This is a genomic window from Pseudomonas sp. F220, assembly GCF_057813935.1.
Genome location: NZ_JBVASJ010000066.1, coordinates 1 through 13,223 on the forward strand (window position 1 = coordinate 1; position 13,223 = coordinate 13,223).

The window sequence follows — 13,223 nt, forward strand, 5'->3', positions numbered from 1 at the left end:
CCACTTCACCATCGGCCAAGCAATGCACGCTGGATTGATCCAGAGCACCGGCAGTACCGCTGTCGAAATGCACGCCGCCGTGGCATAGACCACTGGTGCCTATTGGATAGAAGCCCGCCTTCGCCTTAGCTAATTGAGTCAACTGCAACAGCGGGTTATTTGTATCCTTAAAGGGATGACTCCAGCTTTTCAGCGGTTGCAGCGCTTCCGGCACATCAGACATAAGTCGGTGCCCCTCGGTCACTGCTGAAGAGATTAAAAAACTGAGAGAACAAGCGGGTCATGGGGAAATGCACTCCTGGTTTTACAAAGGGATCAGCCAGAGAAATCCATAAGTCCTAGAGACTTAGATTTATGCTCGGTTAATTGAGGTGGCTGTGGCATATCCAGTACTTGTTGTGCTGGTCCCAGATAATCGAAGTGTGCAGACTTGACGTTGTAATCCCCCTGGGTGCCAGACTCGATACGGCACGCGTCGAGGGTGATGTAACTGCCCCCGGCATTCAGGGTGATTTTCTTTTTCGCGACGATGCGGATTTCATCTTCGGTACTGAGGATCTCCAAGCCATGGCGGGCCATCAGTTCCAGCGTGTCGTTTTGTGCCTGAATGCTCACCGGCCCCTGATTGGCAATCAACTTGATGCCCAGCTTGCGCACAAACAGGCTTAATCCCTGTCCCACGCCCATGAACAGCCGCTTGACCACGCTGATATCAGCCTCGCCACCGGCGTTGATCATCAGGTTGTGCTGCGCGGCCAGTTGCAGGTGTTGGCCGCTGGTCAGGGCGATGCCCTGGGGAGCGCTAAGCAATACAATCGAGGCCTTGAGTTGATCGATCTGATCACGCATAAAGGCCAGTTGCGCCTGCACATCTGCCGGATCGGCATTGGAAGATTGGGCATCGACCGATAGCCCTTCCAACTGATCGCCAGCCTGTTGCAAGCGGCGCAGGGCGTCGTTCATTTCCAGCATCTGCCCTTGGGCTCCGGGCTGCGTGTCGGCACTGATAAAAATGCCACTGCCCGCCCGAATAGCGGCATGCCCATCGCTGCGCAACTCGGCACCCTGGCCTCGCGGCTGGCGCTGGCCATCGACGATATGCCCCAAATTGAGCTGGCTCTTGCCGCTGTGCTCCGTACTGAGCTTGACGTGCTCCTGGCCCCGCGTGTCGTCCATGCGCAGTTTGTTGTTGGCCGGGGTGCGCAGCACATTGCGTTTGTAGTTGCGCAAGGTCACGTGGTCGGGGCGCTGGCTGTCGTGCAGGGCGTGGGCGATGTAGGGGCGGTCCGGGTCGCCTTGTTCAAAGGCTACTGCCACTTCGGTACCGGGAATCAACGGCAGGTGCAGGCCGTGGGTGTCGCCCGCATAGGGTCGAGCCAGGCGTAGCCACAGGCTTTCTTGACCGGGCTTCCAGCTGTCGCGGTCGAACAGGAAGTTGACCTTGTAACGCCCCTCAATGTCGATGTGACCGTAAGGATCGTGGGCCTGCGGACTGGTGACGCGGGCCGGGACGGTGCCGGCGATTTGCGGCTTGTTTTGCAGCGGCGGTCGAAAACACACAGTTTCCGAGTAGGGAATGGCCTGAAAGCTGACTTCGAAGTGGCGGCCACGGGCGCCGTGGGTGGTCACGTGGGTGATCACCGAACGGGGGATAAAGGCCTGGGGGGCGCCACCGCTGATAGTGAGCACTTGGCCGGGGGCCAGGGTGGCGCTGCTACTGATCCCGCTCAATTGGGTCTGGCCATTGAGATAACGTTCATGGCGCAGGCGGGCGTAAAAGTAGCCGCTTTCGCTTTGCAGGTCTTCGTCCTGGTCATAGGCGTCGCCGAGGGCGGTGTAGGGTTCGGCGTAGTGATAGGCCTCACCGTAAGTGCCACTCACGCCACGGGTCTGGTCGACAGTGCCGTCCAGGTAAGCGTTGGCTGCACGGTGGTTATAGCCCCGAAAATTGACTTGCTGCTCGACCACTTGATGGCTCGATTGCAAGGCCCATACACCGTCTTGCCCGCTGCTGCTCAGCCCGGACTGCGGCTGGTATGGCAGCTCAACGTCGAACTGGTAGTAGCGCTGGTGGTCGTGGAATTCCACTACCTCGAGACTCAGGCGCTCATCGCGGGTGAAGCGGTACCAGATGCCGACCTCGGCCAGCAGGCGGGAGATAAAAGCCAAATCGCTTTCGCCGTACTGCATGACCTGTTCGCGCTTGGGGTAGTCACGCACCAGGCTGAAGAGAAAGTCCTGCCCTTCAAAATCGTGGCGGCTGCGCAGGATGCATTCAACGATCTCGGGCACCGATTGGTGTTGGTAGATACGGAATTGTCGGCCCCGGTCGAGTAACGCCAAGTGTGGTTCAAGGATGAGTTCGTAGCGGGTTTCATCGATTGAACTGGACAGGCGTTTGAACCCGGTGACAACCCCATGCAGTACGCGCAGCGCTTTAACGGGCGGCACATTAAGGCCAGCGATGAACCGCTGTTGTGGTGCGCCATACAGGCTAAAACTGGCGTCTTGACCGAGCATTTTTTCAGCACCGATGTCGCCGTCGATGCAGGTGAACTCGATGCGGTAGTTGAACGTCTGGCTCAGGCCCTCGGTGCCCTGAAAGGTCAGAACGTCGAGCGGTGCGTCAACGTCGCGAACGCTAAGTGTGTATCGCTGGTGATCGAAGAAGGTGCCCATCAGGCCACCATGACGGCGGACATTGTCGCGTCTTGGGCGTCGATGAAATGCAGGACGATGCCTTCCTCGTCGTTGTAGCCCAGGGTCACACCGTGGGTTTTCTGCCGGGCGGCCTGGCGTTGCAGTAGCTGCTGGCTGAGCACCGGCAGGATTTGCTGATTAAGCAGGCTGTCGATGTTGCGCGCCCCCGTATCAGGCAGTAGACAGGCGGCGACCAGCGCCTCGTTGAGCCCAGCGTCGATCTGACAAGCCAGCCCGTAGTGACGCTGCAAACGCTTGGCCACCTGGGCGAGCTTGATCGCGACGATGCGCTTGAGGGCGTCGGCTTGCAGCGGGCGATAGATCAGGGTCTGGAAACGTGCCAGCAAAGCGGGCTGGAAGTGTTCTCGCAGGATCGGACGCAGCAACTCGTGCAAGGTGCTGTCCGGCGCGCCGGGGAACTCGTGCAGGCAAGCTTGCAGTTCATCACTGCCGAGGTTGGAGGTCATGAGAATGACGGTGTTGCGAAAGTCGATTTCCCGCCCTTCACCGTCACGCATGCAGCCACGGTCGAAGACCTGGTAAAACAGGTTGAGAACATCGCGGTGCGCTTTCTCTACTTCGTCGAGCAGCACCACGCTGTAGGGGCGTTGACGCACCGCTTCGGTGAGCACACCGCCCTGACCGTAGCCGACGTAGCCAGGCGGCGAACCTTTGAGTTGACTGACCGTGTGGGCTTCCTGGTATTCCGAGAGGTTGATGGTGATCAACGATTTTTCACCACCAAACAGTTTGTCGGCCAAGGCCAGAGCGGTTTCGGTCTTGCCGACGCCGCTGGTGCCTACCAGCAGGAACACGCCCAGTGGTGCTTTCTCGTCTGTCAGGCCGGTCTTGGCGGCGCGCAGGCGCTGGGCCAAGGCGCCAAGGGCGTGATCCTGGCCGATCACCTGCGCACCCAGTTGTTGTTCCAGTTCCAGCAGGTTGGCGTGCTCGTCTTTAAGCAAACTGCCCAGGGGCACACCGGTCCAGTCGGCGATCACTTCGGCTACGCTGCGGGCGTTGACGTCCAGGGACAGCAATGGCTGATTGTTCTGGGCATCACTCAGTTGTTGTTGCAGTTGCAGGCAGGTGGACATCTGTGGCGGTTCGACCTGGCGGGCATCGAGCAATTGCCGAGTGAGGTTGAGTTCGTGCCGGTACTGCGCCTCAAGCTCCAGTTGCTGGTGATGTAGGTCAGCGTGCTGCGCGGCGATGATCGCCAGGCGCTCGCCAGCGGCGCTGCCGCTCAGTTGCTGATCTTCTTCCAGGGCACAACGCTCCAACTCCAGAGCCGTCTGCCGGGCCTTGAGGCGAACCAGCGGTTGGGGTTCGCAGTCCAGGCTCATACGCACCCGTGCGCTGGCGGTGTCGAGCAGGTCGACGGCTTTGTCCGGCAATTGGCGGCCCGTTAGATAGCGGCGCGAGAGGGTGACCGCTGCCTGTACCGCGGCGTCCTGAATGTGTACGCCGTGGTGGCTGGCATAACGTGCCTTGAGGCCACGCAGCATCAGACAGGCATTGGCGTCATCTGGCTCATCGACTTTGACCATCTGGAAGCGTCGCTCCAGGGCGGCATCGCGTTCAAAATACTGTTTGTATTCGCTCCAGGTGGTGGCGGCGATGGTCCGCAACTCGCCACGCGCCAAGGCAGGCTTGAGCAAGTTCGCCGCGTCAGCGCCGCCGGCCTGGTTTCCGGCGCCGATCAAGGTGTGGGCTTCGTCGATAAACAGCAGCACCGGGTTGGCCGATTGCTGCACGGCGTCGATGACGTTTTTCAGGCGCTGCTCAAACTCACCTTTGACCCCGGCACCGGCTTGCAATAGCCCCAGATCGAGGGTGCGTACACTGACCGACTTGAGACTGTCGGGAACATTACCCTCGGCGACGCGTAACGCCAGACCTTCGACCAAGGCGGTTTTGCCGACCCCAGGTTCGCCGACCAGAATCGGGTTGTTTTTGCGTCGACGACTGAGGATGTCGATGACCTGACGGATTTCATCGTCCCGACCGAATACCGGGTCGATCTGCCCTGCCTGGGCTTTGGCGGTGAGGTCGTGGGTAAACTTGTCCAGAACGACTTGTAAGGCGTCTGATGGGTCAGTTTGGTATGGAACCGGGGCCTTGATGATCTCCAGCGCAGCGTCCTGCTGTCTGTGTGGCCGCTCTTCGGAGCGTTGATCGAGCAGCACGAACAAACGTTGTAACTCTGCCTCACTGATACTGAGTAACTGCCAGGCGGCTTCGCACGCAAGCAGGCTGGGTGTTTCCAACAGTGCGCCGAGCAGGTGGGCCGACCGCAGGGAGTCATTGTTGCCATCCAGCGACGCCTGCAGCCAGGCGTTCTTGATCAGTTGCTGCAACTTGCCACACAACTGAGGCTTGCTTTGCACGCTACGCGGCAACGTGTCCAGATGCTCGAGCAGCCCGCGCCAAATCGTATCCAGGTCCCATTCGTAGCGGCGAGCGATGAGCGCCAGATCACCCTCGCCCTGCTCCAGCAACTTGAGCAACCAGTGCTCAATGCTGATCACTCCATGGGCACGACTCTGGCACAAGGATGCCGCCGCGCTCAGTGCCTTGGCACAATAAGGGTTGAGACGGCGAAGCAAACGGTTGGGGTTCTGTTCCATGGAACGACATCCTTACTCTGTAGATTTGGCGTATCGCCAACGGAAAGTGCAGAGAGCGTGCAACTCGATGTGTTTGGCTGAACGCCCGCGCACGGACGCTCAACCCAGCACACCGCAAACCCGCAGACGGACACCGTCTACGGGTTTATTGCGTCAGAGTTTGGTGCGTTGACTCCAGGAGTCCTCATGTTCAATTTTTCCTTCCACAAAGGTCCAGAGGATATTCTCGTAGCTCAACTCAACGTGTTCGAGATAGGTTTGCATCTTGTTGTCTGGGTCTTTGATGTCGTGCATTTTCGACGCAACTTTCACGACTTTGACGTCTTCCAGTTTGGTAATGAAGTACTCGGCTTCGTTGCCGGCCTCATTAACGCAGTACCACTTGAACTCGGCGCTCTTTAAGGTCTGCCCACTGGTCACCGCCTTGTACAGGTAGGGGCTGGAGGCATCGATTTTCTTGGTGAACGCGAACGGCTCATGTCTGCGAGTACCTGTTACCTTGCCGGTGTGGTCGTCGGTGGGAAGGAACAAGCTGTGATCCTGAGAAATTAATTCGATACTGCCCACCCGCCCCTCTACGGTCGATGAACCTTTGATCGGCGTGCCGCCGCTGTCTGCCAGCCAGAGGTGGATTGTATTTCCCATGTAAAACTCCTTTTCTCAAGATTTGAATGCCGCGTGATGCGACAGGGTGAAGCGGTCCAGTCCCGAAGTCGGACGCTCACAAGCCCCCACTGCCGGGACCAGACGGATATCGACACGCCGGTTGGCTGCACGCCCGACCGCAGTATCATTACTGGCCACTGGCTGGTTAGCGCCAAAGCCTTGAACCGCGAAGCAGCTGTCAGGGATATCGCCCATGCGTTGCATCCAGTCACGTACCGAAGCAGCACGGGCGCGGGACAATTCAAGATTTTTTTCTGGGTTACCCGTGAGATCGGTATGCCCAGCGATGACGATCAGCCAGCCCGGCTGAGCTTTGATGTCAACCAGGGCATTAATCAGGACTCTGGTGGAATCCGGTTTTAATTGAGCACTGCCCGCACTGAACAGCGACAGGCTGTCCAGTCGCACCGGGGTGGAGATCTTCACTAACGCAGGCGCTATCACAGGCACTGGTGCTTCAACCGACGGTCGATAACGCGCAATGGTCGCCAGCAGCGGTAACCGCAGGTATTCGCCGCGATACAGGCCCAGGCCTAACGCTAGCGGTTCGCCCTGCCGGTAGTTATCGTCCAGGCGCTTGGCGTCCTGGCGCAGCACGGTCATGGCGTTGTCGCGCAAGGCGAATTGAGACGGATCACGCCGTTCGGCCGGGGACATAGCGGTGTAGCGCCGCAGATCATCACTGACTTGGCGCAACAGCAAATTGTTCTGCCAAGCCGAGCTGGCCAGAGCCACGGCCGCGGCTGCCACGAACATCCACAACGCCACGACACTCGTCCACAGAACCGGGGAGCGCCGAGTGTGTAGCGGCAACAAATTGAGCAAGGGGTCAGGAAACGGCAAGGCGGGACTCATCCCCACCAGAGGCTGCATCGCATCCTGCAACCCCACCTTCGCACGTAACCCTTGTTGCCATAGATTACCGACGACTTGGGGCAAAGCCGGCACTAAGGTAATGGCGCAGACCACTGGAGCGCGGGTAGCATCGGGTTCGAGGTGCGCAAGCACGACGTCCTTCAGCCACGTCGCTGCGCTGCTTAGCTGCACGCTACTGCGCAACCGTGCGGCACACGTTGCGCCATCGGCGGACTGCCGTTGCCAGTCGACCAGACTGACGCAGGCGCCGGCTTCGTGCACCTGAGGGCTGGACTGAGCGGCCGCCCAACGCAACCAGGCCACTTCGCTTTTTGCGGCTTGCAGATAGCTCACTAACAACATCGGTAGCGCAATGCCACGCTTGCGGACCAAGGCGACCTGATGGCAAAAGGCGCGCACCTGACCCGCCAGCTCTGCGGCGTCGGTGTGCTCGCCCGGGTTGGTGATGAACATAACGCTGAGCTGCCCTCCCCAATCCGGGCGCAACGCCTGAATGCCTGAACTCACCCTCACGAGTTGCTCCAGAGTGGGTATACGCACGTAGCACCCCTGCGACGTGGTGCGCAAAACCAGTTGCCGTTCAGGCACGTCGCCAAATAGACCGCTCAGACCGTCACCACACACCAACACCACTGGCTGACGGTAGGCAGCCGGTGGCAAAGGCGTGTTATCGGCCAGCACCAGTCGCTGATCCTGGCGGGTAAAATAACGCCCCGTTCGGATCCAGGCCCAGGTGATCACCATCACAACGACCAGCGCAGCCACTGCACGTACCCAGCCATCGAGCGGTATGACCACCAGCAGCGCCAGGGCGAGTACACCGGCCCACAGCCAGAGGCCTCGCGCCAGCTTCAGCGTTGTCACTGCCCTCATGCCTGACCCGTTACAAGTGCGGCGACCAGACCGCTCAGCCAGTGATCCAGCCCCCACCAAGCGCCCACCAACAACAGACCCGCTACCAGAAAATGAACCAGTGGCGAATGCAGCCCGCGCAAGGGATTTATTCGATGGCCGCGGTCTTGCGTAGTTAATGCCTGGTTGAGCCACAGAGGGGCGACTTGTGCATTCAAGGCAACCAGCAGTTGCTCACGCTCAGGATCGTTCACATCGCGGTATCGGCCCTGAAAGCCCAGCATCAAAACCCGCTGGAATGCCGTCAGTACCAGCACATCGGGTGAGGGTTGGCCAAGCACCTCGCGCATGTCTTCATACAAAAACTCACCGGCCTGATGGCGGTTGAAGAACTTGGCCTGCAAGGGCTCACCGGCCCACTTGGCATGAGCCTCAAGCTTGGCACAGCCAAGGGCCGTCTCATCCAGCAAAGCACACAGGGCATAGCTGATCAGCTCGATGCTGCGGGCATTGACGGCGCCATCCTTGAGCGCCTGCTGGAGCTGTTCAATTTTCCTTACGCAGTGGTGCCACAGGTCCGGGCTGTTTTGCACCGAAGCACCCTGGCGCAGCTCGACGACCAGCAGGTAGATGTCTTGCAGCAGCGCGTCGAGGTCCTGCGCGGTGACGGTCTGTTTCGAGGCGGCCAGGTTCATGTGCGCAGTACCGCAAACAGTTCAAGTTTGATATCGAGCAAGGTGCTCGGCACGTAAAAGGCACAGGTCCCTTCAGCCAGCATCGCTTGCCCCTTGGCATGACCAAGATCAAGCGCGAAATACTGGTTCTCCAGGCGCAGCGGGATGGCTGCCGGCACATGACTGAGCGCCAACAACGGAACACCATCGAGTGCAGCGTTGACCAGGTGATCGACATCATCCGGCGTGCCTACTTTGCACAGGCGCGGGAACTGACTTTGCAACTGTGCCGCGGGCATGCGACAACGCACTGACAGGTAGAAGTCGGCCCCGTCCCGCTCACGCAGGCGTGCATCGTTGAGCGTGACTTTCCAGCGATTGGCCCCCACTTCCTCCAGTGCCAGCGCAACAACCCGCGACGGCAGGCTGGCTTCCAGCAAGGTCGAAAGGGTGCGCATCAAGGGTGGGAATACGCTTTCCAGGTGCTCATGCCGATAGGCAGGAATTTTGTCGATATCGTGTTCCAGCGAAAAAGTCAGCAGGCTGCCCGCCAGCTTGATCAGCTCCAGGTACACCTGCTCGGGGTGCCGCGCAGGATGCGCCTTGAGATCACTCAAAACCGGTTGGTAGGTGTTCAAAGCATTGAGCAGCCAGAACAGCGACACATCGGCCACAGCAAAGTCAGCCATACGCTGATTGCTCTCGCGGCGCATGCCCATCAGCCGTTGCCGCTTGGCAGACAACTGGGTCAACAGATTGTCCATCTGGGTCAGCAGCCCCGGATGGGCCGCGAAGCTGAGTAACGGCGGCACATAATCAGGATCGAGACTCCACGCGCCCTGCCCGTCGCGCACCAGACGCACGATCGGACACGTCAGGTAATCGGCATTCTCGTCGTCAGCCAGGCGCAGGGTCAGGGCGTACTCCAGCACCCCCATCGACTGCACTTCGTCTGCATAGAGGTCCTGCACTGACCGCCAATCCTGGCGATAGCGCGTTGGCCGCTCGGCCCTGGCCCCGTCGAACAAACAGTTGTTACCGTTGGCGTGCTCCAGCGGCAGCGCCAACAACAACGTAGCACTATGGGCATCGTCCGGTAGCAGGCGGGCCAACTCCAGGGCCGGCGGCAGCCGATCCACACGGTCAGTATCAACCAACGTACCGTCGGGCATGCGCACACGCACTTGAGTGGCCTTGAGCTTACCCAAACGCAGGGCTTCCAGGTCGAACGCCACCCCCAGGACACCCCAGGGGTGTACCAGAGACAGGTGGGCCAGACTTTCGTTAGCCCAGGCCTCCCAGCGCGCTTGCTGCTGGAATTGTTGCGGAGACAGCAATGCCCCCGCAGCCCACAGGGGGCGGTCGATCTTCATGACATCATTTCCCTGCGAAGTGGCTTAGGCTTTTGCTTTAGGCATCTGCGAAACCAGCGACAAGTTGATGTCCATACCTTCAACCTGAAAGTGCGGCACGGCGTACAGCTTGACGCGGAAGAAGCCGGGGTTGTCCTCGATGTCTTCTACCGTGACCTTCGCCTCGCGCAGGGGGTGGGAGGCTTGCAGGTTGTCGCCCGGATCGGTCATTTCGGTAACCAGGCCACCCACCCACCGGTTCAACTCCAGCTCCAGCACACGGCGGTCCTTGGTCGTCCCGATGTTTTCGCGCTGGATGAGCTTCAAGTAATGGGCAATTCGCGACAGCAAAAAGATGTATGGCAGACGCGAATTGACTCGACTGTTGGCGGTGGCATCGGCCGTGTCATACAGCGCCGGCTTTTGGGCCGAGTTGGCCGAAAAGAAACACGCGTAGTCGCGGTTTTTGTAGTACGACAACGGAATGAAGCCGAGATTGGCGAATTCAAATTCCCGGGTCTCTGGAATCATCACCTCGGAAGGAATTTTCACCTGATTGCCTGTGCCCAGGTCGTACAGGTGAATAGGCAGATCGGTCACCGCACCGCCCGACTGCGGCCCACGAATCTGTACGCACCAACCGTTGGCGATGAAGCTCTTGACCATGTTGGCAGCGAAGGCGAACGAGGCATTGGTCCACAGGTATTTGTCGTGATCTGGGCCTTTGACGTTTTCAACGTAATTAAAGCTGCGCACCGGAATGGTGTCTGGGCCATAAGGCAGGCGCCCTAACACACGTGGCATCAGCAAGCCGATGTAACGGGAATCGTCGCTGTCGCGGAACGCCTTCCATTTAATGTATTCGGCACGGTCAAAGTAGTTGCCAATATCTTTGATGGCGGCGACTTCTTCCATCGACTCCTTGCCAAAAAACGCCGGACCAACAGCACCAATGAATGGCATATGGGCCGCCGCCGCTACTTTTGAAAGATTGCGCAGCAGGGCAATATCTTGCGGACTGCGGTCAAACTCGTAGTTAGAAATAGCCGCTGCAATCGGCTCGCCGCCCGGGGTGTCGTACTCTTGGGTATAGGTGTGCAGATACAGACCACTTTGAGCGATTTCCGGTGCATCTTCGAAATCTTGCACCAAGTGCTCTTTACTAATATCCAACAGCTCAATACGAACGTTCTGGCGAAAATCGGTTTGATCAATCAACGACTTCACACCACGCCAGGTGGACTCCACACGCTGAAAATCGGAATGATGCATGACCGCATCAAGTTGACGGCTGATTTGCTCATCCAATGACGCAATGTGTTCATCCAGCAGTGTTTTGTCCAACCGCTCGACTTTCTGTGACGATTGTTTCAACAGGCTCAAGAACACACTCACGGCCGCAGTAACGCGCTCATCAGCAGACACTTCGGACAGTGCTTCGGCGTCCTGAAAAGCCTCAACTCCCCCCAACGCATTAACTGGGCTGAGGTTAATCTTGGCGAATAAAGCGCTATAGACACTGTGACTATCTTCAGCCAACACTGAAGCACCCTGGGAGGGTGCGGCGGATTGCTCTACGGACATGATGCAAAATTCCTTTTACCAAACCAGCGGTAATTAACGATCTTCTTGGGGCGCCAAAGCGGCTAATTCATTTCGCAACTCGTTACTCAGCGCATCATCTTTGAGGATGCGTTCCAACTCTTGGCGAAAGGTCGCGTTGTCCAGCAGGTTGGATTTGAGATCGCGTAGCAAATTGCGCATGGCCAACAAGGCCCGCAGTTGCGGGATTTGTCGCGCTACCTGCTCCGGCTCGAAGTCCTTCATGCTCTGAAAGCTCAACGCGACCGCCGTGTCGGCACCGTCATCGACCAAGGTATTTTCCACGGCCAATTTCAGAGCCGGAGAAAACTCGGCCAATACACTGTCGAAGTTGTTTTTGTTAATGCTCACCTTGCCTCTTTCAGACAACGGCCGCTGCTCTTCGCCGTTGCTGTAATCTCCCATCACCATCAACTTCAACGGTAATTCGATTTTTTTCTGGGCACCGCCGGTATGCAAATCAAGTTTGATATTGACTCGCGCCTTGGGCACCTCGTTTTGAAAACTTGAAGCCATAATTCCTCCAGATGCTATCTACGCAACAGAACACTCAATCACACCGAACAGCTGCACACCCCTTTGTGGGGCGGCAGAGTATCCACAAAGGATGTACAATCGTCCAATGCATATTGGAGCAGGGATTAATGCATTGGACGACTTAATTGATTTAAAGCGAATTCGGCACCTGGTCATACTGGCTGACGAGCTCAGTTTTTCACGTGCAGCAACTCTAGCTAGGCTCTCTCAGACTGCTTTCAGTCGCAGTATTCAAGCGCTAGAAAGGGATTTGAATTTACGCTTATTTGATCGCACAACCCGTTCTGTGCAGCTCACCGCGGCTGGCAGACAACTACTGGTTCGCGCACGCGCACTGCTCGATATGGCCGACCATCTAACTGTTGAGGCAGACGACCTAGCCACCGCAGAAGGTGGCGAGCTGAAGTTTGGGGCCAGCCTTATGGTCTCAAGTGGGGTTCTTCACGATGTAATGAACACTCTACGGTCGCGCAGTCCCGCTGCAAGGCTCGACATCGTGGTCAATCATGGGCAACACCTATGCCAACTTTTGGTAGACGGCGACCTCGAATTTTTTATCGCCAATGCGGATATATGGGCTAATGACATCAGGTTCGCAATTACGCCCTTAACCCCCAGACCTGCATCGATTTTCTGTAGCGCTGACCATCCACTCGTACACAACAAAGAACCAATCACCTCGACTCTATTACTCAATTACCCCTGGGCGTTTATCAACCTTACCGAGACAACCGAGAACCATATACGCCATCTGTTAAACCTTGCCGAGAACACGGCACTGCCCATTGGCTTGAATTGCAATGACTTCAACCTGCTGCGCCATGCAACGTTGAAAAGCAATTACCTTTTATTCACATGGAATGACTGGTTGGCTGACGATCTAAAAAAGGGAGTGATCGTTGATTTGAAATACCAGCTCACCCCAGAATTACCGCAGGAAACATTCTATCTCAACTACGCGATCGTTCAGGTGGCCGGCAAAACCCTATCTCCAATAGCGCAGCGTGCGATCACTCTGATTCAAGAGTTCGCTCAAAAACCGATTCCTGCCGACCCGGCAAGTTAACACTTGGCATACGCAAAATTGAATTGAATCCAAGCTCACACCGCTTACGCGCCGATCGACCGAAGGCTCCCAAAACCTGGCAAGGCCTACCGATTAGCGCCGACCTCCATCACAACCATGCTGGACCAGCTCAGCAGGTGGCCTACACCGATAACCTCTCGCGACTATGCGCAATGAGTTGCGCACTCGGTATTGGGATAGGTGTTAATCAAGCCGCTCTCGGTCCCAGTGGCGACGATCACGCTTTCACCCAGTGGGCTGCGTTGTCAGC

At 57.8% G+C, this 13,223-nt stretch carries 9 protein-coding genes and 1 pseudogene; 1 reads left to right on the forward strand and 9 read right to left on the reverse strand.

Features of this window, described 5'->3' with window-relative positions:
• The 9 genes and pseudogenes from ACZYSM_RS28300 to tssB form a co-directional block, all read right to left on the reverse strand.
• Positions 1-223 (reverse strand): annotated as a pseudogene (locus ACZYSM_RS28300) (hypothetical protein); the annotation flags it as partial.
• A gap of 92 nt (positions 224-315) precedes the next feature.
• Entirely contained in the window at positions 316-2,679 is a 2,364-nt protein-coding gene (locus tag ACZYSM_RS28305; RefSeq protein ID WP_489076853.1) for a type VI secretion system Vgr family protein, read from the reverse strand.
• The gene (gene tssH, locus ACZYSM_RS28310; RefSeq protein ID WP_489076855.1) at positions 2,679-5,327 is read right to left on the reverse strand and encodes a type VI secretion system ATPase TssH; all 2,649 of its coding nucleotides are present in this window, start codon (positions 5,325-5,327) and stop codon (positions 2,679-2,681) included. Before tssH ends, ACZYSM_RS28305 begins: the two co-directional genes overlap by 1 nt.
• A 153-nt stretch (positions 5,328-5,480) precedes the next feature.
• Entirely contained in the window at positions 5,481-5,972 is a 492-nt protein-coding gene (gene tssD, locus ACZYSM_RS28315) for a type VI secretion system tube protein TssD (RefSeq protein ID WP_150652853.1), read from the reverse strand.
• Between the two features lie 15 nt (positions 5,973-5,987).
• Complete coding sequence (locus tag ACZYSM_RS28320; RefSeq protein WP_489076858.1) at positions 5,988-7,742, reverse strand: OmpA family protein; 1,755 nt, start codon at positions 7,740-7,742, stop codon at positions 5,988-5,990.
• Positions 7,739-8,416, reverse strand: a complete 678-nt coding sequence (tssL, locus tag ACZYSM_RS28325) for a type VI secretion system protein TssL, short form (protein WP_489076860.1) — start codon at positions 8,414-8,416, stop codon at positions 7,739-7,741. Before tssL ends, ACZYSM_RS28320 begins: the two co-directional genes overlap by 4 nt.
• Positions 8,413-9,768, reverse strand: coding sequence for a type VI secretion system baseplate subunit TssK (gene tssK, locus ACZYSM_RS28330; protein WP_489076862.1), 1,356 nt, complete (start codon positions 9,766-9,768; stop codon positions 8,413-8,415). Before tssK ends, tssL begins: the two co-directional genes overlap by 4 nt.
• Before the next feature lie 24 nt (positions 9,769-9,792).
• Complete coding sequence (gene tssC, locus ACZYSM_RS28335) at positions 9,793-11,331, reverse strand: type VI secretion system contractile sheath large subunit (protein WP_489076864.1); 1,539 nt, start codon at positions 11,329-11,331, stop codon at positions 9,793-9,795.
• A gap of 33 nt (positions 11,332-11,364) precedes the next feature.
• Positions 11,365-11,868, reverse strand: a complete 504-nt coding sequence (gene tssB, locus ACZYSM_RS28340; protein ID WP_150652848.1) for a type VI secretion system contractile sheath small subunit — start codon at positions 11,866-11,868, stop codon at positions 11,365-11,367.
• An 88-nt stretch (positions 11,869-11,956) separates the two neighbouring features.
• Between tssB and ACZYSM_RS28345 the strand changes: the two genes are divergently transcribed.
• Positions 11,957-12,952, forward strand: a complete 996-nt coding sequence (locus ACZYSM_RS28345; protein WP_489076866.1) for a LysR family transcriptional regulator — start codon at positions 11,957-11,959, stop codon at positions 12,950-12,952.
• Positions 12,953-13,223 lie beyond the last annotated feature (271 nt).

Coding starts and splice junctions, on each gene's coding strand:
- tssK (WP_489076862.1), bottom strand. CDS start 9,768: ATGAAGATCGACCGCCCCCTGTGGGCTGCGGGGGCATTGCTGTCTCCG.
- ACZYSM_RS28305 (WP_489076853.1), bottom strand. CDS start 2,679: ATGGGCACCTTCTTCGATCACCAGCGATACACACTTAGCGTTCGCGAC.
- tssH (WP_489076855.1), bottom strand. CDS start 5,327: ATGGAACAGAACCCCAACCGTTTGCTTCGCCGTCTCAACCCTTATTGT.
- ACZYSM_RS28345 (WP_489076866.1), top strand. CDS start 11,957: ATGTACAATCGTCCAATGCATATTGGAGCAGGGATTAATGCATTGGAC.
- tssD (WP_150652853.1), bottom strand. CDS start 5,972: ATGGGAAATACAATCCACCTCTGGCTGGCAGACAGCGGCGGCACGCCG.
- tssL (WP_489076860.1), bottom strand. CDS start 8,416: ATGAACCTGGCCGCCTCGAAACAGACCGTCACCGCGCAGGACCTCGAC.
- tssC (WP_489076864.1), bottom strand. CDS start 11,331: ATGTCCGTAGAGCAATCCGCCGCACCCTCCCAGGGTGCTTCAGTGTTG.
- ACZYSM_RS28320 (WP_489076858.1), bottom strand. CDS start 7,742: ATGAGGGCAGTGACAACGCTGAAGCTGGCGCGAGGCCTCTGGCTGTGG.